This window comes from Streptomyces sp. V1I1 (assembly GCF_030817355.1).
In the GTDB taxonomy this organism is placed as follows: domain Bacteria; phylum Actinomycetota; class Actinomycetes; order Streptomycetales; family Streptomycetaceae; genus Streptomyces.
Genome location: NZ_JAUSZH010000001.1, coordinates 4,158,269 through 4,175,638, shown reverse-complemented (window position 1 = coordinate 4,175,638; position 17,370 = coordinate 4,158,269). Strand labels below are relative to the sequence as shown.

General features: G+C 69.0%; 12 protein-coding genes and 1 riboswitch. Of the genes, 5 read left to right on the top strand and 7 right to left on the bottom strand.

The genetic code is table 11. The annotated features are described in order from the left end of the window. The first annotated feature begins 52 nt into the window (after nucleotides 1–52). On the top strand, nucleotides 53–901 hold the full coding sequence (locus tag QFZ67_RS19600; RefSeq protein ID WP_307662381.1) for a Cof-type HAD-IIB family hydrolase: 849 nt from the start codon (nucleotides 53–55) through the stop codon (nucleotides 899–901). A gap of 10 nt (nucleotides 902–911) precedes the next feature. Here the strand turns inward: QFZ67_RS19600 and QFZ67_RS19595 are convergent, their stop codons facing one another. From QFZ67_RS19595 to hisC, 5 genes are all read right to left on the bottom strand, one after another. Next, complete coding sequence (locus QFZ67_RS19595) at nucleotides 912–1,961, bottom strand: M23 family metallopeptidase (protein ID WP_307662380.1); 1,050 nt, start codon at nucleotides 1,959–1,961, stop codon at nucleotides 912–914. Between the two features lie 203 nt (nucleotides 1,962–2,164). Continuing rightward, nucleotides 2,165–5,737: a thiol reductant ABC exporter subunit CydD gene (gene cydD / locus QFZ67_RS19590; protein ID WP_307662379.1), complete on the bottom strand. Its 3,573-nt coding sequence runs from the start codon at nucleotides 5,735–5,737 to the stop codon at nucleotides 2,165–2,167. Nucleotides 5,738–5,752: 15 nt separating this feature from the next. Continuing rightward, on the bottom strand, nucleotides 5,753–6,754 hold the full coding sequence (cydB, locus tag QFZ67_RS19585; protein ID WP_307662378.1) for a cytochrome d ubiquinol oxidase subunit II: 1,002 nt from the start codon (nucleotides 6,752–6,754) through the stop codon (nucleotides 5,753–5,755). A gap of 22 nt (nucleotides 6,755–6,776) precedes the next feature. Beyond that, nucleotides 6,777–8,285: a cytochrome ubiquinol oxidase subunit I gene (locus QFZ67_RS19580; protein ID WP_307662377.1), complete on the bottom strand. Its 1,509-nt coding sequence runs from the start codon at nucleotides 8,283–8,285 to the stop codon at nucleotides 6,777–6,779. A gap of 246 nt (nucleotides 8,286–8,531) precedes the next feature. After that, the gene (hisC, locus tag QFZ67_RS19575; protein ID WP_307662376.1) at nucleotides 8,532–9,611 is read right to left on the bottom strand and encodes a histidinol-phosphate transaminase; all 1,080 of its coding nucleotides are present in this window, start codon (nucleotides 9,609–9,611) and stop codon (nucleotides 8,532–8,534) included. A gap of 361 nt (nucleotides 9,612–9,972) precedes the next feature. Here hisC and QFZ67_RS19570 point away from each other — a divergent pair, with 361 nt between their 5' ends. From QFZ67_RS19570 to QFZ67_RS19560, 3 genes are all read left to right on the top strand, one after another. Continuing rightward, nucleotides 9,973–11,085, top strand: a complete 1,113-nt coding sequence (locus QFZ67_RS19570; protein WP_307662375.1) for a LacI family DNA-binding transcriptional regulator — start codon at nucleotides 9,973–9,975, stop codon at nucleotides 11,083–11,085. 173 nt (nucleotides 11,086–11,258) lie between these two features. Next, a complete protein-coding gene (locus QFZ67_RS19565) occupies nucleotides 11,259–12,485 on the top strand; it encodes a metallophosphoesterase (protein WP_307662374.1) in 1,227 nt (408 codons plus the stop codon). 147 nt (nucleotides 12,486–12,632) lie between these two features. Next, entirely contained in the window at nucleotides 12,633–13,460 is an 828-nt protein-coding gene (locus tag QFZ67_RS19560; RefSeq protein ID WP_307662373.1) for a hypothetical protein, read from the top strand. A gap of 49 nt (nucleotides 13,461–13,509) precedes the next feature. On the opposite strand, the gene thiC is transcribed toward QFZ67_RS19560, so the two are convergent. Beyond that, a complete protein-coding gene (gene thiC / locus QFZ67_RS19555; RefSeq protein ID WP_307662372.1) occupies nucleotides 13,510–15,312 on the bottom strand; it encodes a phosphomethylpyrimidine synthase ThiC in 1,803 nt (600 codons plus the stop codon). After that, nucleotides 15,305–15,463: riboswitch (TPP riboswitch) on the bottom strand. (Overlaps the previous gene by 8 nt.) A gap of 71 nt (nucleotides 15,464–15,534) precedes the next feature. Here thiC and QFZ67_RS19550 point away from each other — a divergent pair. Then, nucleotides 15,535–16,878: a YibE/F family protein gene (locus QFZ67_RS19550; protein ID WP_307662371.1), complete on the top strand. Its 1,344-nt coding sequence runs from the start codon at nucleotides 15,535–15,537 to the stop codon at nucleotides 16,876–16,878. A gap of 13 nt (nucleotides 16,879–16,891) precedes the next feature. Here the strand turns inward: QFZ67_RS19550 and QFZ67_RS19545 are convergent, their stop codons facing one another. Then, complete coding sequence (locus QFZ67_RS19545) at nucleotides 16,892–17,323, bottom strand: SsgA family sporulation/cell division regulator (RefSeq protein ID WP_307665896.1); 432 nt, start codon at nucleotides 17,321–17,323, stop codon at nucleotides 16,892–16,894. Nucleotides 17,324–17,370: the final 47 nt, after the last annotated feature.

The window sequence follows — 17,370 nt, the reverse complement described above, 5'->3', positions numbered from 1 at the left end:
AAATGTGCGCCCTGTCGCACGCCCGTGCGCGGGCGTACGGGAGAATGGATCTGTGACCTCAGCTACCGATCCCTTCCCGCTGCCCGCTGCCCCCCGGCTGATCGCCACTGACCTGGACGGCACTCTGCTACGCGACGACAAGTCCGTGTCCGACCGTACGATCGCCGCCCTCGCCGCCGCCGAGGACGCGGGGATCGAGGTCTTCTTCGTCACCGGACGGCCGGCCCGCTGGATGGACGTCGTCAGCGAGCATGTTCACGGCCATGGGCTGGCCATCTGCGCCAATGGCGCGGCCGTCGTGGATCTGCACGCCGGCGGCAAGCTGCTGGAGGTCCGCGCCCTGGAGCGGAGCATCGCCCTCGATGTCGTACGGACCCTGCGCGACGCCGCTCCCGGCACCTCTTTCGCGGTCGAGCTGACAACCGGCATCCACTACGAGCCGGACTACCCGCCCTTCCATCTCGACCCGGGCGCGACCGTCGCCACCGCAGAGAAGCTGCTCGACGAGGACCATCCCGACGCCGGCGCCCCAGTGATCAAGCTGCTCGCCCACCACCCCGAGCTGACGCCCGACGGCTTCCTCACCCTGGCCCGTACGGCCGCCGGCGAGCTCGCGTCCTTCACCCGCTCCAGCCCGACCGCGCTGCTCGAGGTCAGCGGTCTGGGCGTGAGCAAGGCCAGCACGCTGGCGCTCTGCTGCGCCCAGCGCGGGATCTCCGCCGACGAGGTCGTCGCCTTCGGGGACATGCCCAACGATGTGGAGATGCTGACCTGGGCCGGGACCTCGTACGCGATGGGCAACGCGCACCCGGACGTGATCGCCGCGGCCTCCGGACGGACTGTCGCCAACAATGATGACGGCGTGGCGGTCGTCATCGAGCAGATCCTCAAGAACGTTTAGCGGCGACCTGCTAGAGCCAGACGCCGCGCGCGTTCAACCAGGCCACCGGATCCACCCCGGACCCCAGATACGGCGTGAGCCGCACCTCGAAATGCAGGTGCGGCCCCGTCGAGTTGCCCGTGGTACCGGTCTGTCCGATCCACTGCCCGATGCGTACCCGATCGCCCTGGTCGACGGTGACCGCCGCCAGATGCGCGTACTGCGAGAAGTAGCCGCCCGGGTGCTGCACGACGACCTCGATTCCGAAGCCGCCGCCGCAGGAGACGGAGATCACCCGGCCCGCCCCGATCGCCCGCACCGGGGTCCCGATGCCCACCGCGAAGTCCTGGCCGGTGTGCCGCTTCGCCCAGCGCTCACCGGCACTGTTGAACCCGGCGGACAGTTCGTACTTCTCCACCGGCGCCACCCACGCCGCACCCCGCGGCGGCTTGCCCCCGCTGCGGCCGAGCTTTACGGCGCCCGAACACGTGCCTGCCGCTACGCTGCGGTCCGCCTCAGCCTGCAGCTTCCACTGCGCGGCCTCCAGCTTCGCTTCGATGGACCGCTTGATCGTCGCCAGCTGCGCCTCGCGGGCATCGAGCTCGCGCCGGGCGGCCCGGGCCTTCCCCTCGACCAGGGTGAGCTTGCGGTTGGCCTGCCCGACCCGGCCGAGCAACCGGTTCACGGCCAGCCCCGCCTGCCAGGCCAGCCGCCGTCCGCGGAGCATTTCGTCGGGGTTCCTGGCGAGCAGCAGCTGCGCAGTGAGCGCGAGCGTCCCGCCGGTGCGGTACTGGGCGCGGGCGACGCTGCCCACCTCGTCGCGGATCGTTTCGAGTTCATCCCGTTGCTCGTTCAGCTGCATTTGCAGCCCGTCCGCCTTGTCGCGCTGTACCTCGGCCCTCCGCCTGCCCTGCTCGTAGGTCGCGGTGGCCTTCGCCGCGTCCTCGAACAGCTGCGCCACCTCGGCGCTGGTGCTGGCTTGCGGCCCGTCGGACGCCATGGCCTCGGGCGCGCTCGGGCCAAGGAGCGCGCACAGCAGAACCGGGACGAGCAGCAGCCGGTCGCGGTGTCTCAAGCGCATCCTCGGATAATCGCCCGGAGCCGCGGCGATTCCTGGTACCCGTGAGGTGTCGTACCGCCACCTGGCTCAGTTTCCCGCCGACGTGCGGGATTTCCCGCCCCGTCCGGACTAGCGCAGGGCCTGCCAGGACACCGTCGTACCCCCGCCGTCCTCCTTGATCCCCGGGCCGCAGCCGACGGAGCGCATGGCTTCCAGCAGCTCGGTCACCCGGAGGACCGTGTACCGAGCAGGTCCGCCGCCCGCTCGTGCTCCAGCATCCGCCTCAGCAGACCCTCGGCCGCGGCGAGCTCGGCGTAGGAACCGCGCTGCGCGATCCGCCCCGCTTCCAGGACGACGATCTCGTCGACGGCGTCCAGGCCTTGCAGCCGGTGCGTGATCAGCAGCGTCGTCCGCCCCTCGGTCGCCGTCAGCAGATCCGCCGTCAGCGCGTCCGCCGTCGCCAGATCGAGATGCTCGGCGGGCTCGTCGAGTACGAGTACGGGGAAGTCGGCGAGGAGCGCGCGGGCGAGCGCCAGCCGCTGCCGCTGACCGCCGGAGAGCTGCGCGCCGTGCTCGCCGACGAGGGTGTCGAGGCCGTCGGGCAGCGCGTCGACCCACTCCATCAGCCTCGCCCTGCCCAGCGCCTGCCTCAGCTCGTCCTCCGTCGCCGCCGTACGCGCGAGCCTGAGGTTCTCCCGTACGGAACTGTCGAAGAGATGCGCGTCCTGCGCACACAGCCCGACGAAGCGCCGGACCGCGTCCCCGTCGAGCGCGGCCGCCTGCACGCCGCCGATCGTGTACGCCCCCTCCCTGGCATCCAGGAAGCGGAGCAGCACCTGCGCAAGGGTGGTCTTCCCCGACCCCGAGGTCCCGACGACGGCAATGCGCTTCCCCGCGGTCAGCGTCAGATCGACGCCGTCGAGTGCGTCCCGCTCCTGCCCGGCGTACCGGGCCCGAAGGCCCCGCACTTCGAGCGGGAATGCCGTCCCGGGCGGGGTGAGTGGCGACTCCGGTTCGTGTACGGGGACGGGCGCGTCCAGCACCTCGTACACCCGCTCGGCGCTCCGCTTGACCCGCTGCCGGTACTGCACTGCCGTCGGAAGCCCGGTGACCGCCTCGAACGCGGCGAGCGGAGTGAGCAACACGACCGCCAGGGACACCCCGTCGAGCCGCCCGTCACGCACCGCCTGCACCCCGGCGAACGCGGCGCACACGACGGTCAGCCCGCAGGCCAGCGCGGAGAGCCCGCCGCCGAGCGCGGTGGCCGCGGCGCCCTGCGAGGCGATCCGGGTCAGCCACCGGTCGGCCTCCCGCGTCTTGTCCAGCCGGCCCTTCAGCGCTCCGGCGACGGTCAGTTCGGCGGTCCCGCGCAGGAGGTCGACGACCCGGATGGCCAGCGCCCCGCGCGCGGGGGCGAGTTCCCGCTCGGCCCGCCGTGCACAGGTCCCGCTGATCAGCGGGACGGCCACCCCAGCGACGAGGAGGCCGACGGCGAGCACCGCCCCGGCCTCGGGCAGCAGCCACGCCGTGAAGCCGACGGACCCCGCTCCCACGACGACGGCCACGCCCGCGGGCAGCAGCCAGCGCAGCCAGTAGTCCTGCAGGGCGTCCACATCGGCAACGAGCCGGGACAGCAGATCGCCGCGCCGGGCCTGCCGCAGCCCGGCGGGCGCGATCCGCTCGAGCCTGCGGTAGACGGCGACCCGCAGCTCGGCGAGCATCCGCAGCACGGCGTCGTGCGAGACGAGCCGCTCGGCGTACCGGAAGACGGCCCGCCCGATACCGAAGGCCCGGGTCGCAGTCACGGCCACCATCAGATAGAGCACCGGCGGGTGCTCGGAGGCGCGCGAGATGAGCCAGCCGGATACGGCCATGAGCCCCACCGCGGATCCCAGAGCGAGGCTGCCGAGCAGCAGCCCGAGCGCGAAGCGCCCCCGCAGCTCCCCGGCCATCCCCCGTACCCGCGCAAGGGCAGCCAAGTCGGACCCGGAGGGATGCAGTTCCTTGACCCCCTCCGGCGAAGCCGAGGGACACAGCCCTTCGACCGAGCCCCCTCCCGCGCCCTCCGGCGAAGCCGCCGGACGCAGCCCCTCGACCGAGCCCTCTCCCGTACCGTCCAGCGAAGCCGGACGCAGCCCCTCGACCGAGCCCCCTCCCACGGCGCTCACAGGCGCCCGCAGCTCCACCACCCTGTCCGCCACGGCCAGCAGCGCCGGGCGGTGGACCACCAGCAGCACCGTCCGCCCCTCCGCCAGCCGCCGTACCGCGTCGACGATGCCCGCCTCCGTCTCCCCGTCCAGCGCCGCCGTCGGCTCGTCGAGCAGCAGCAGCGGCCGGTCAGCGAGGAACGCCCGGGCCAGCGCGAGCCGTTGCCGCTGACCGGCCGAGATCCCCGCGCCGTCCTCCCCGAGCAGAGTGTCCACACCCTGGGGGAGTGCGGTCACGAAGTCGTACGCGCCGGCGTCCCGCAGCGCTTCCCGCACCGCTGTCTCATCGGCGTCCGGCCGCGCCAGCCGTAGGTTCTCCGCGACCGTCCCCGCGAAGAGATACGGGCGCTGCGGCACCCAGGCGATCCGCTCCCGCCACCGGTCCAGATCAAGACTGGCGAGATCCGCGCCGCCGACCCGCACTCGCCCCTCGGCCGGCTCCACGAACCCCAGCAGTACGTCAAGCAGCGTCGACTTTCCGACGCCGCTCGGCCCGACAAGCGCGACCGTCTCGCCGGGCTCCACCACCAGCGAAGCCGCGTTCAACGACGCCTCGCTGCGCCCCGTATGGCGGACGGTCACCCCGTCCAACTCCAGCCGCAGCGTGCCCGGTTCCCCGGTACCGCCCGCCCGCGGCTCGGTCTCCAGTACCCGGAAGATCTCCTCCGCGGCCGAAAGCCCCTCGGCCGCCGCGTGATACTGCGCCCCCACCTGCCGGATCGGCAGATACGCCTCGGGCGCCAGGATCAGGATCACCAGCCCCGTGTACAGATCCAGGTCCCCGTGGACCAGCCGCATCCCGATGCCGACGGCCACCAGCGCCACCGAGAGCGTCGACAGCAGCTCCAGCGCGAACGACGAGAGGAACGCGATCCGCAGCGTCCGCAGTGTGGCCTGCCGGTACTCCGAGGTGATGGACCGGATCGACTCGGCCTGCGCCTTCGCCCGCCCGAACACCTTCAGTGTCGGCAGACCGGCGACCACATCCAGGAAGTGCCCCGACAGCCGGGACAGCAGCCGCCACTGGCGGTCCATCCGCGCCTGGGTGGCCCAGCCGATGAGCACCATGAACAGCGGAATCAGCGGCAGCGTCACCACAATGACCGCCGCCGAGACCCAGTCCTCGGTCACGATCCGTGCCAGCACCGCCACCGGCACCACCACCGCGAGCCCCAACTGCGGCAGATAGCGCGAGAAGTAGTCGTCCAGCGCATCGACACCGCGGGTCGCGAGCGCCACCAGCGAGCCTGTGCGCTGTCCGCTCAGCCAGCCCGGCCCCAGCTCGGCAGCCCGCTCCAGCAGCCGCCCGCGCAGTTCCGACTTGACCGCCGCGCTCGCCCGGTGCGCGGCCAGTTCGGTCAGCCAGGACACGACTGCCCGGCCGACCGCGACCGCCGCCAGCAGCGCCAGCGGCATACCGAGGCCGGAGGTGGAGAGCCCCTTCTGGAAGGCCCCCACCACCACTTCGGCGATCAGCATCGCCTGGGCGACGACCAGCGACGCCCCGACAAGTCCGAGGAGCACCACCGCGATCAGAAAGCGACGGGTGGCCCGGGCGTACCGGAGCAGACGTGGGTCGATCGGTTTCACGTGAAACATCCCCCACTAATGGGCATCGGCGATGTGCTGCGTACCGATCCGCTTGCGGAACACCCAGTACGTCCAGCCCTGGTAGAGCAGCACCAGCGGCGTGGCGATGCCTGCCAACCAGGTCATGATCTTCAAGGTGTACGGACTCGACGAGGCGTTGGTGACCGTCAGGCTCCACTCCTCATTGAGGGAGGACGGCATGACGTTGGGGAAGAGCGTCAGGAAGAGCATCGCGAACGCGGCCACGATCGTCACTCCCGACAGGGCGAACGACCAGCCTTCGCGGCCCGCCTTGATCGCCACAACGGCCCCGACCAGCGCCAGCACCGCGACGATCATCGCGACCAGACTGCTGCCGTCACCGCGCGAGACCTGGGTCCAGCTCAGGAAACCGAGCGCTAGCGCGGCGGTGAGCAGCCCAAGCTTCAGCGCCAGAGCGCGGGCCCGCATCCGGATGTCCCCCACCGTCTTCAGCGCGGTGAACGCCGCACCGTGGAAGGTGAAGAGGGTCAGTGTGACCAGCCCGCCCAGCATCGCGTACGGGTTGAGCAGGTCGAAGAAGTTGCCGACGTACTCCTTCTGCCCGTCGATCTTCACGCCCCGCACGATGTTGCCGAAGGCGACGCCCCACAGCACGGCCGGCACCAGCGAAGTCCAGAAGATCGCGTGCTCCCAGTTGGTCTGCCACCGCTCCTCGTCCCGCTTGTGCCGGTACTCGAAGGCGACTCCGCGCACGATCAGGCAGACCAGGATGAGCAGCAGCGGCAGATAGAAGCCGGAGAAGAGCGTGGCGTACCACTCGGGGAAGGCGGCGAAGGTCGCGCCGCCCGCGGTCAGCAGCCATACCTCGTTGCCGTCCCAGACGGGTCCGATGGTGTTGATCAGGACCCGCCGCTCGGTCCGGTCCCGGGCCAGCAGCTTGGTCAGGACGCCGACCCCGAAGTCGAAGCCTTCGAGGAAGAAGTAGCCGATCCACAGGACGGCGATGAGTACGAACCAGACGTCGTGAAGTTCCATGCCTCAGCAGCTCCTCAGGGCCTCAGTACGAGAAGGCCATCGGCCGGTCGGCGTCACGGTCGTCGCCGCCGATCTTGGTGGGCGGGTTGAGGTCGGCCTCGGTGAGCTCGGGCGGTCCGGCCTTGATGTACTTCACCAGCAGCCTGACCTCGATGACGGCGAGCACCGCGTAGAGCAGGGTGAAGGCGAGCATCGAGGTGAGCACTTCCCCCTGCGAGACGCCGGGGGAGACGGCGTCGCGGGTGCGCAGCACTCCGTACACGACCCACGGCTGACGCCCCATCTCGGTGAAGATCCAACCCCAGGAGTTGGCGATCAGCGGGAAGAGCATGGTCCAGAGGGCGACGATCCAGTACCACTTGGTGAGCTTGGGGTTCAGCGCCTGGTTCTTGAAGAGCACCAGATGCGGCACTTCGTCCTCGCCCGTCCGCAACCCCGGCGGCAGCATGAACTTTTTCCGGGTGAGCCAGAGACCGATCAGCCCGATGGTGAGGGACGCCATGCCGAAGCCGATCATCCAGCGGAATCCCCAGTACGCGACGGGGATGTTGGGCCGGTAGTCGCCGGGCCCGAACTTCTCCTGCTCGGACTTGTTGACGTCGTTGATGCCGGGGACGTACGAGTCGAAGTCGTCGTTGGCCAGGAAGGACAGCAGCCCTGGCACCTCTATGGCGACCTTGTTGTGGCCGGCGTCGACGTCTCCGTACGCGAAGACCGAGAAGGGAGCCGGCGCCTCGCCGTCCCACAGCGCCTCTGCGGCGGCCATCTTCATCGGCTGCTGCTTGAACATGACCTTGCCGAGAAGGTCACCGCTGACCGCGGTGAGCAGTCCGGCGACCATCACGGTGATCAGCCCGAGCCGCAGTGAGGTGCGCATCACCGGGATGTGCTTCTTGCGCGCCAGATGGAAGGCGGCGATACCGACCATGAAGGCGCCGCCGACGAGGAATGCGGCCGTCATGGTGTGGAAGAACTGGGTGAGCGCGGTGTTCTGGGTCAGCACGTGCCAGAAGTCGGTGAGCTCGGCCCGCCCGCGCTCCTCGTTGATCCGGTAGCCGACGGGGTGCTGCATCCAGGAGTTGGCGGCCAGGATGAAGTACGCGGAGAGGATGGTGCCGATCGACACCATCCATATGCAGGCCAGATGGATCTTCTTGGGCAGCTTGTCCCAGCCGAAGATCCACAGCCCGATGAAGGTGGACTCGAAGAAGAACGCGATCAGCGCCTCGAAGGCGAGCGGGGCGCCGAAGATGTCACCGACGAAGCGCGAGTAGTCGGACCAGTTCATGCCGAACTGGAACTCCTGGACGATGCCGGTGACGACACCCATGGCGATGTTGATCAGGAAGAGCTTGCCCCAGAACTTCGTGGCCTTGAGGTACTTCTCCTTCTCCGTCCGCACCCAGGCGGTCTGCAGGCCGGCTGTGAGCGCGGCGAGCGAGATCGTCAGGGGGACGAAGAGGAAGTGGTAGACGGTGGTGATGCCGAACTGCCATCGCGCCAAGGTTTCCGGCGCCAGAGCTAGGTCCACGTCGTCTTCTCCTTACATCGCCATGGCCACAGCGGCGGTTTACCCCTTTAATCCGACCGATCTCTGGATGATCAGGGCACGCTTGTGAACGCGTTCACATTCACAAGCATTATGGCTCATACGAAATCCGAACCTTCGAGCGGGGGTACCTCTTCGGGTGTCTCTCCCCAAGAACTTCAACAGCTTGCTGGGCCGGCGGGTGCAGACACGTGTCTGATGGCCCGCCGGGCAGCTGCCCTGGACCGGCTAGATCTCCTTGCGGAACGCCTCGGCGGTGTGCAGGAAGATGTCGTTGGCCTCGTTCTCCCCGATGGTGACCCGTACACCCTCACCCGCGAACGGCCGCACCACGACGCCGGCCTTCTCGCAGGCCGCCGCGAAGTCGACCGTACGGTCGCCGAGCCGCAGCCAGACGAAGTTCGCCTGAGTCTCGGGCACGGTCCAGCCCTGCTCGACGAGCCCGTCGTACACCCGCGTGCGCTCGGCAACCAGCGAGCCGACCCGGCCCAGCAGCTCGTCCTCGGCACGCAGCGAGGCGACCGCCGCGTCCTGCGCGAGCTGCGTGACGCCGAAGGGGACCGCGGTCTTGCGCAGCGCGGCGGCCACCGGCTCATGAGCGATCGCGAAGCCGACCCGCAGCCCTGCCAGGCCGTATGCCTTGGAGAAGGTGCGCAGCACCGCCACATTGGGGCGGTTGCGGTAGATCTCGGTGCCGTCCGGGACATCGGCGTCGCGGATGAACTCGCGGTAGGCCTCGTCCAGCACCACCAGGACATCCGACGGCACCCGGTCCAGGAACCGCTCCAGCTCCGCCCGGCGCACCACCGTGCCGGTCGGGTTGTTGGGGTTGCAGACGAAGATCAGCCGGGTCCGGTCGGTGATCGCGTCGGCCATCGCATCCAGATCGTGCACGTCACCGGCGGTCAGCGGCACCTGCACCGGCTTCGCCCCGCTGATCCGGGTGATGATCGGGTACGCCTCGAAGGACCGCCAGGCATAGATGACCTCGTCGCCCGGGCCCGAAGTGGACTGCAGCAGCGACTGAGCGACGCCCACCGAGCCGGTGCCGGTGGCCAGGTGCGTCACGGGCACGCCGAAGCGGTCAGCCAGCTCATTCATCAGACCGGTACAGGCCATGTCGGGGTAGCGATTGAAACTCTGCGCCGCGGCGATCGCGCTCTCCATCACACCCCGAAGCGGCGGATAAGGGTTCTCGTTGGACGACAGTTTGTACGCGACCGGGCCGCCTGCAGCGGCGGGCTTGCCCGGCTTATAGGTGGGAATGCCGTCCAGCTCGGCGCGCAGCTTGGGGCTCGTCTCGCTCACCGCAGGTCCTCCTCGTGCCATCAGTTGCAATCAGCAGCTTCGAATACTTCTCACCTTATGAGGATTCCCGGCCACTGCGAACGGCAGCGTCCGGGAAAGGGGGGAGCGCCTTCTCCCATAGCGTGCGCCGGTAGCTCGCTCCGTGGCGCGCATCGCCCGTACTAGTGAGTTGAGACCTCTTCGCAACATCGACCATTCGAGAGGCCTGCACCTCTCCACACCCGAGACGTTATGGGATGATCACTCAAGTCCCTTGATTTCCAAGGCGGTTGAGTAAGAACGATCATGCAGAAACGTGCCTGTCAACGAGTGAATATGCGACCGGCTCAACCGCCCACGCGAGCCCTACTATCGGCTCGCCATGACAGCAGCAGGGAAGCACCAGGTGAGCCGGACGGAGACATCCCGGCGGGGCAGCAGGCGGAGTCGGGCGGGCATCCGAGACGTGGCCGCCGCAGCCGGAGTCTCCATCACGACTGTCTCAGACGCACTCAACGGCAAGGGCCGGCTCCCGGACGCCACCCGCCGACATGTCCGCGAGGTCGCCGACCGGCTGGGCTACCGGCCCTCCGCCGCGGCCCGAACGCTCCGTACCGGAAAGTCGGGCTTGATCGGCCTGACCGTGACGACGTACGGGGATGAACCTTTCACCTTCACAGAGTTCGCGTACTTCGCCGAAATGGCGAGAGCCGCGACCTCCGCCGCGCTCGCCCGCGGCTACGCCCTCGTCATTCTCCCCGCCACCTCACGCCATGACGTCTGGTCGAACGTCGCCCTCGACGGCACCGTCGTCATCGACCCCTCCGACCACGACCCCGTCGTCACCGAACTCGTCCGCCAGGGCCTCCCCGTCGTCTCCGACGGCCGCCCGGCCGGCACGCTCCCGGTCACCGCCTGGGTCGACAACGACCACGAAACCGCCGTACTCGATCTGCTCGACCATCTCGCCGCCGCCGGCGCCCGCCGGATCGGCCTGCTCACCGGCACCACCACGGACACCTACACCCGCCTGTCCACCACCGCTTATCTGAACTGGTGCGAGCGCGTGGGCCAGGACCCGGTCTACGAGTCCTACCCCGCCCACGACCCGTGCGCCGGCGCCGTCGCCGCCGACCGGCTGCTCGCCCGCCCGGACAGGCCCGACGCGGTCTACGGACTCTTCGACCCCAACGGCACCGATCTCCTCGCCGCCGCCCGGCGGTACGGACTGCGAGTCCCCGACGATCTGCTGCTCATCTGCTGCAGTGAGTCGACCGTGTACGCCACCACCGAGCCACCCATCACCACGCTCTCGCTCAAACCACGCAGAATCGGCACTGCGGTCGTCCAGCTCCTCATCGACGCCATCGAGGGAATCGACGAAGACCGGCCGGTCGAGCAGGTGATACCTACCGAACTGATCGTCCGGACGTCCTCGCAGCGCCGCCCTTCGCGGACGACTGTCAGCCCCCCGCGATCCCCTTCATCGGACTAGATCTTCCCAATCAGGACGAAACAACCGGCGAACCAGGGGTGCAACCGGATTCACCACCCCTGGTGCGTCACACAGCGCGGACCTCATTCCTATGATGGGCGGACGACACCGCGGACCACCCCGACCAGGCTGGGCCGAGAGGTGAACGGCGGCGCGACGGTGTGGAGGGGTCGATGACTCAGGGGGCCGGTCAAGGACCCGTGGTGCGGACGGCAACATTGCGCGACTTCCGCGTTCCGCCGTACGCGCAGGTTCCCGTGCAGTCGCAGGTTCCCGTGCAGTCGCAGGTTCCGGCGCATCCGCAAATTCCCGCACACTCGCAGCTGCCGCCGCAGGAGCACCCGGCTACTACGCCGCACGAGCAGGTGCCTTCGCGGGAGCAGGTGCCGTCGCACACGCAGCCGACGCAGCAGTCCCCGGAATCCCCGGAGTCCGCCCACCCCGGCAACGCCGTCCCGGAGGGCGAGGCTCCGGACGGCTACACCCCCACCGCGCGCGATCTGCCGGTGATCGGCCGCGGCGGTCCGGGCGACACCGTCCAGGTGCAGGTCACACCGGACGAGACGCCCACCCCCGAAGGCCTCGGCCCGCTCTATGTCGTCGGCGACGTCCACGGCTATCTCGACGAACTCGTCGAGGCCCTGGCCGAACAGGGCCTCATCGACGCCGACGGCCACTGGGCCGCGGACCATGCACGCCTCTGGTTCCTCGGCGACTTCACCGACCGCGGCCCCGACGGCATCGGCGTCATCGACCTCGTCATGCGGCTCTCCGCCGAGGCCGCGGCAGCCGGCGGCTACTGCAAGGCTCTGATGGGCAATCACGAACTGCTGCTGCTCGGCGCGAAGCGATTCGGCGACACCCCCGTCAACTCCGGTGCAGGCACCGCCACCTTCCAGGCCGCCTGGCTGCTCAACGGCGGCCAGAAGACCGACATGGACCGGCTGCAGGACGTCCATCTGCAGTGGATGGCACGCCTCGACGCGGTGATCGAGGAGGACGAGCATCTGCTGATGCACTCCGACACCACCGCCTATCTGGAGTACGGCGACACCATCGAGGACGTCAACGACACCGTCCACGCGATCCTCACCCGAAATGACGCCGACGAGTGCTGGGACCTGTTTCGCAAGTTCACCAAGCGTTTCGCCTTCCGCGACGACGCTGGGCCGCAGGCCGTACGCGAACTGCTCACCGCCTACGGCGGCCGCCGCGTCGTGCACGGCCACAGCCCCATTCCGTATCTGCTGGGCGAGGTGGGCACCGAGGACGGCGAGGACGACGCGCGCCCGGTCGTCGAGGGCCCGCATGTGTACGCGGACGGCCTGGCGATCGCCATGGACGGCGGCGTGACCATGGCTGGAAAGCTCCTTGTCGTCCAGCTTCCCCTGTCCAACTGATCCAAGCCCGACAGGCGATTTACTCAAACCCCCTGTCACCCCGTGCCGTAACCGCTCTACCATCGGCTTATCCGTAGCAGGCTCTCCTCCGTTTCTGCCCAACCGCCCGGTCGATGCGGGCAATCCGGCCCTACGGAGCATCGGGGGATGCAGATGAACAGCGCTCCGCACCTGCTGACCGAGGACCGCGCCGAGTACGAGCGCATCCTCGACGACGCACTGCGCAACGCCCATGACCGTCCGGATCTCGCTGCCGTGGGGCAGCGCCTGAACACCGAACAGCTGCGCACGATGGCCCTGAACGCGACGGCACTGATCACCACCGCCGCCGCTGCCGAGTACGAGTACTACACAAAGGTCCGCGAGGAGATGCGAAGCCCCGCGGCCACCGCCTCCATGCACAACTCCGTGCTGTCCCCCGCCGTCGGCGAGGCCTCCGAACGCGGCGCGGGGTTCGCCGCCGTCATAGCCGTGCTCGCCCCGGTGCTCGCCGGGACGGCCGCGGTGATCTTCCTGCTGGTCGGCTACATCCTGAAGATGCTCAGCCCCACGCCGTCGTTCGCGGAGGCCCTGGTTTCCGCGGGCTGGTTCTTCGGGGCTCTCACGGCGGCCGCCATCCTGGTCGCCGCGATCGGGCTGCTGCTCACCGCCCTGCGCAACGGCGCGACACAAGTCCCGGCCGAGGAGTCGACGGGCGAGCTGCCCGACGAGGTGGCGCGGGCCAAGGAAGCCTGGCGGCACGCCCTGCTGGAGCGCGGACTGCTGCCCTTCCTGCGGGCAGCGCTGGCGGACCCCAGCGCCGACCCGACCTCCGCGGACCCGCCGCGCCATGTGAGCCGTATCCCCAAGATCGGCTACAGCGGCCCGGACTACTCAAGCCCGAGCGAGGGCTCGACAGCGGGACAGCGGCCCACCTTCACCAGCCCGGACTTCACCAGCCCGGAATTCGGCGGCCCCGAGCACCAGCCGGAGTGAGCCCCGGCCGGCGCTCGTGGCGGCACGTCATTGCGAGATCACTCCGCCGTCATTCCGCGATCGGAAGATAGACGCGGTTGCCCGCGGCGGCGAACTCCTTGGACTTCTCCGCCATGCCGTCCTCGATCTCCCGCTGAGACTGCTGGGACTGCTCGGACTGCTGCGAGCCGCCGTGCCGCCGCCGGATGTCCTGCGAGATCTTCATGCTGCAGAACTTCGGGCCGCACATCGAGCAGAAGTGCGCGGTCTTCGCCGGCTCCGCCGGGAGCGTCTCGTCGTGGAACTCCCGTGCCGTGTCCGGGTCGAGGGCCAGATTGAACTGGTCCTCCCACCGGAACTCGAAGCGCGCGTCGGACAGCGCGTCGTCCCACTCCTGCGCACCCGGGTGCCCCTTGGCGAGATCTGCCGCATGCGCCGCGATCTTGTAGGTGATGACGCCGGTCTTCACGTCATCACGGTTGGGCAGGCCCAGGTGTTCCTTGGGCGTGACGTAGCAGAGCATCGCCGTGCCCCACCAGGCGATCATCGCCGCCCCGATGCCGGAGGTGATGTGGTCATACGCCGGAGCCACGTCCGTGGTGAGCGGGCCGAGCGTATAGAAGGGGGCCTCCTCGCAGATCTCCTGCTGGAGGTCGATGTTCTCCTTGATCTTGTGCATCGGGACGTGACCGGGTCCTTCGATCATCGTCTGCACATTGAAACGCTTGGCGATGGAGTTGAGTTCCCCGAGCGTGCGCAACTCCGCGAACTGCGCCTCGTCGTTGGCGTCCGCGATCGAGCCGGGCCGCAGACCGTCGCCGAGGGAGTACGTCACGTCGTACGAGGCGAGGATCTCGCAGAGCTCCTCGAAGTTCTCGTACAGGAACGACTCCTTGTGGTGCGCCAGGCACCAGGCCGCCATGATCGAGCCGCCGCGCGAGACGATGCCGGTCTTGCGGCGGGCCGTCAGCGGCACATACCGCAGCAGCACGCCCGCGTGGACCGTCATGTAGTCGACACCCTGCTCGGCCTGCTCGATGACCGTGTCCTTGTAGACCTCCCAGGTCAGCTCCTCGGCCTTGCCGTCGACCTTCTCGAGCGCCTGGTAGAGCGGCACGGTGCCGATCGGCACGGGGGAGTTGCGCAGCACCCATTCACGGGTCGTGTGGATGTTGCGGCCGGTGGAAAGGTCCATGACCGTGTCCGCGCCCCAGCGCGTCGCCCAGGTCATCTTCTCGACCTCCTCCTCGATGGAGGAGGTGACAGCGGAGTTGCCGATGTTGGCGTTGACCTTCACCAGGAACCGCTTGCCGATGATCATCGGCTCGATCTCGGGGTGGTTGACGTTGGCAGGCAGGACGGCCCGGCCCGCCGCGATCTCCTCGCGTACCACCTCGGGGGAGACGTTCTCGCGGATCGCGACGTACTCCATCTCCGGCGTGATCTCGCCACGGCGGGCGTACGCGAGCTGCGTCACCGCCTGTCCGGCCCGGCCCCGTCGGGGCTGGCGCGGGCGGCCCGGGAAGACCGCGTCGAGGTTGCGCAGACCGCCCCTCGGCGAGGTGTGCTTGATCCCGTCGTCCTCGGGGTGGACCGGGCGCCCCGCGTACTCCTCGGTGTCGCCGCGGCCGATGATCCAGTTCTCCCGCAGCGGCGGCAGGCCGCGGCGGACGTCGGTCTCGACGGTGGGGTCGGTGTACGGGCCGGACGTGTCGTACAGCGTCACGTCCTTGCCGTTGGTGAGGTGCACCTGGCGGACCGGCACCCGGAGGTCGGGGCGCGAGCCCTCGACGTATCCCTTGTGCCAGCCGATGGACTTCCCGCCCTCGTCGTTCTGATTCGAGGCAGGCGTGCGTGCGTCCGATACGGTCATGAGACCTACTCCCTACGCCGGCATTACCCGGTAACAGGTTCGGCGGTCGACGCAGCGGCTTCCGTAATCGGCGTACTGGCTTCGGCCAGTCGGCGAATGCGGAGGTCAGCGCCCTCTCAGCCCGGTGCTCCGAGCTCCCGCGTGTGCAAAGGTGACACCACGCTAGCGTCATTTCTGGCGCGCTGAACAGAGGGCCCCCCTCGTTCTTGCGATGATCGGTCGGTGACCTACTCGCCGACCCCCTCGCCGCAGACGCCCGAACCCCACGGCCACTCGCACAGCCATGGGCCCGCCGCGCCTGTCTCACAGCATCTCCGCAAGGTCATCGCCGCCGTGCTGATTCCTTTCGCCACCGCGGTCATCGTGGGCCTTGTCGTGCTCTGGCCGGGCGGTGCGCCCGGGCATGAGCGCACCGGTGTCGGTTTCGACCGGCAGACCGAGCAGGGCAAGGTGGTGCAGGTCGACAAGGTCAACTGCAAGGACGTGAACGCCGCGCAGGTCCCGCCGACCGGCGACACCTCCACGCCCGAGGGGCGCGAGGCGGTCAATGCCCAGCGCGGCAGCTGCGAGAAGGCGACGATCGAGGTCACCAGCGGCAAGGACAAGGGCCGTACGTTCACCGAGATCGTCCAGCCGGACGCGCCGCGGCAGTTGGACAAGGGCCAGGGCGTGGTGGTGGCGTACGCCCCTGACGCACCCCGTGACCTGCAGTACTCCGTGACCGATGTGGACCGTCAGTTCCCGATGCTGCTGCTGGCCGGGATCTTCGCGCTCGCGGTGGTGCTGGTGGGACGGATGCGCGGCGTGATGGCGCTGATCGCACTGGCCGTCTCGTTCGCCGTACTGACCCTGTTCATCCTGCCCGCGATCCTGCAGGGCTCGAATCCGCTGATCGTCGCGGTGATCGGGGCGAGCGCCATCATGCTGGTCTCGCTCTATCTGTGCCACGGCCTCACCGCTCGCACATCGGTCGCGGTCCTCGGCACGCTGATCTCGCTGCTGCTGACCGGGCTGCTCGGCTCGCTCTTCATCGGCTGGGCGAGCCTGACCGGCAACACCGACGACAACACCGGTCTGATTCACGGTCTGTATCCGAACATCGACATGAGCGGTCTGCTGCTGGCCGGCATCATCATCGGCTCGCTCGGCGTGCTCGACGATGTGACGGTGACCCAGACGTCGGCGGTCTGGGAACTGCGTCAGGCGGACCCGGGCATGGGCCCACGGGCGCTCTACCGGGCCGGGATCAGGATCGGCCGGGACCACATCGCTTCCGTCGTCAACACTCTCGTACTGGCCTACGCGGGCGCCGCGTTGCCGCTGCTGCTGCTCTTCTCGATCGCGCAGAGCAGTGTGGGGACGGTGGCCAACAGCGAGCTGGTGGCGGTGGAGATCGTACGGACCCTGGTGGGGTCGATCGGACTTGTCGCCGCCGTGCCGGTGACCACCGCACTCGCGAGCCTGGTGGTCTCCGCCGACCGGCCGGGAACCGCAGCGGCGGACGAATCACCGGCACGGAGTGGATCGCCGGTTCGGGGCGGCAGGGGCCGCCGCCGCAAGAAGTAGCGGCGTCGACTGCTCAGCCGGCGTTCTCCTCGGCGAGGATGCGCCCGAGCGCCACGTCCAGACTGTCCTCGAAGTCGGCGAGCGTACGCTCCTGCCCCAGCGGCACCAGCTTGTCGGTGCGGTCCAGGAAGGCCACGAGCGGGGCCGCGCTCACCCGGAACAGCGCCCGGTCGCCGCCGACTTGGAGCCGGATGGCGACGTCGGACAGCCCCTGACCGGTCGGAGCGATGTGCACATCACCGTCGCCGCTCGGCACATTGATGCCGTCCAGCAGCAACTCGCGCCCGAAAGCCCAGGTCACAGGGGCATCGCCGGGCAGATGGAAGGTCATCCGCACCGCGTACGGATCCCCCGTCTCGTACCGGAGCTCCACCGGGATCCGGAAAGAGAGCTCCTCGGAGACATGGAAACTCATCAGGACCTCGGCCTGGACCGACTCGCGCATCATGTACCCCGCAGTAGATGAAGCAGTGAAGAACTCAGCTGAAAACG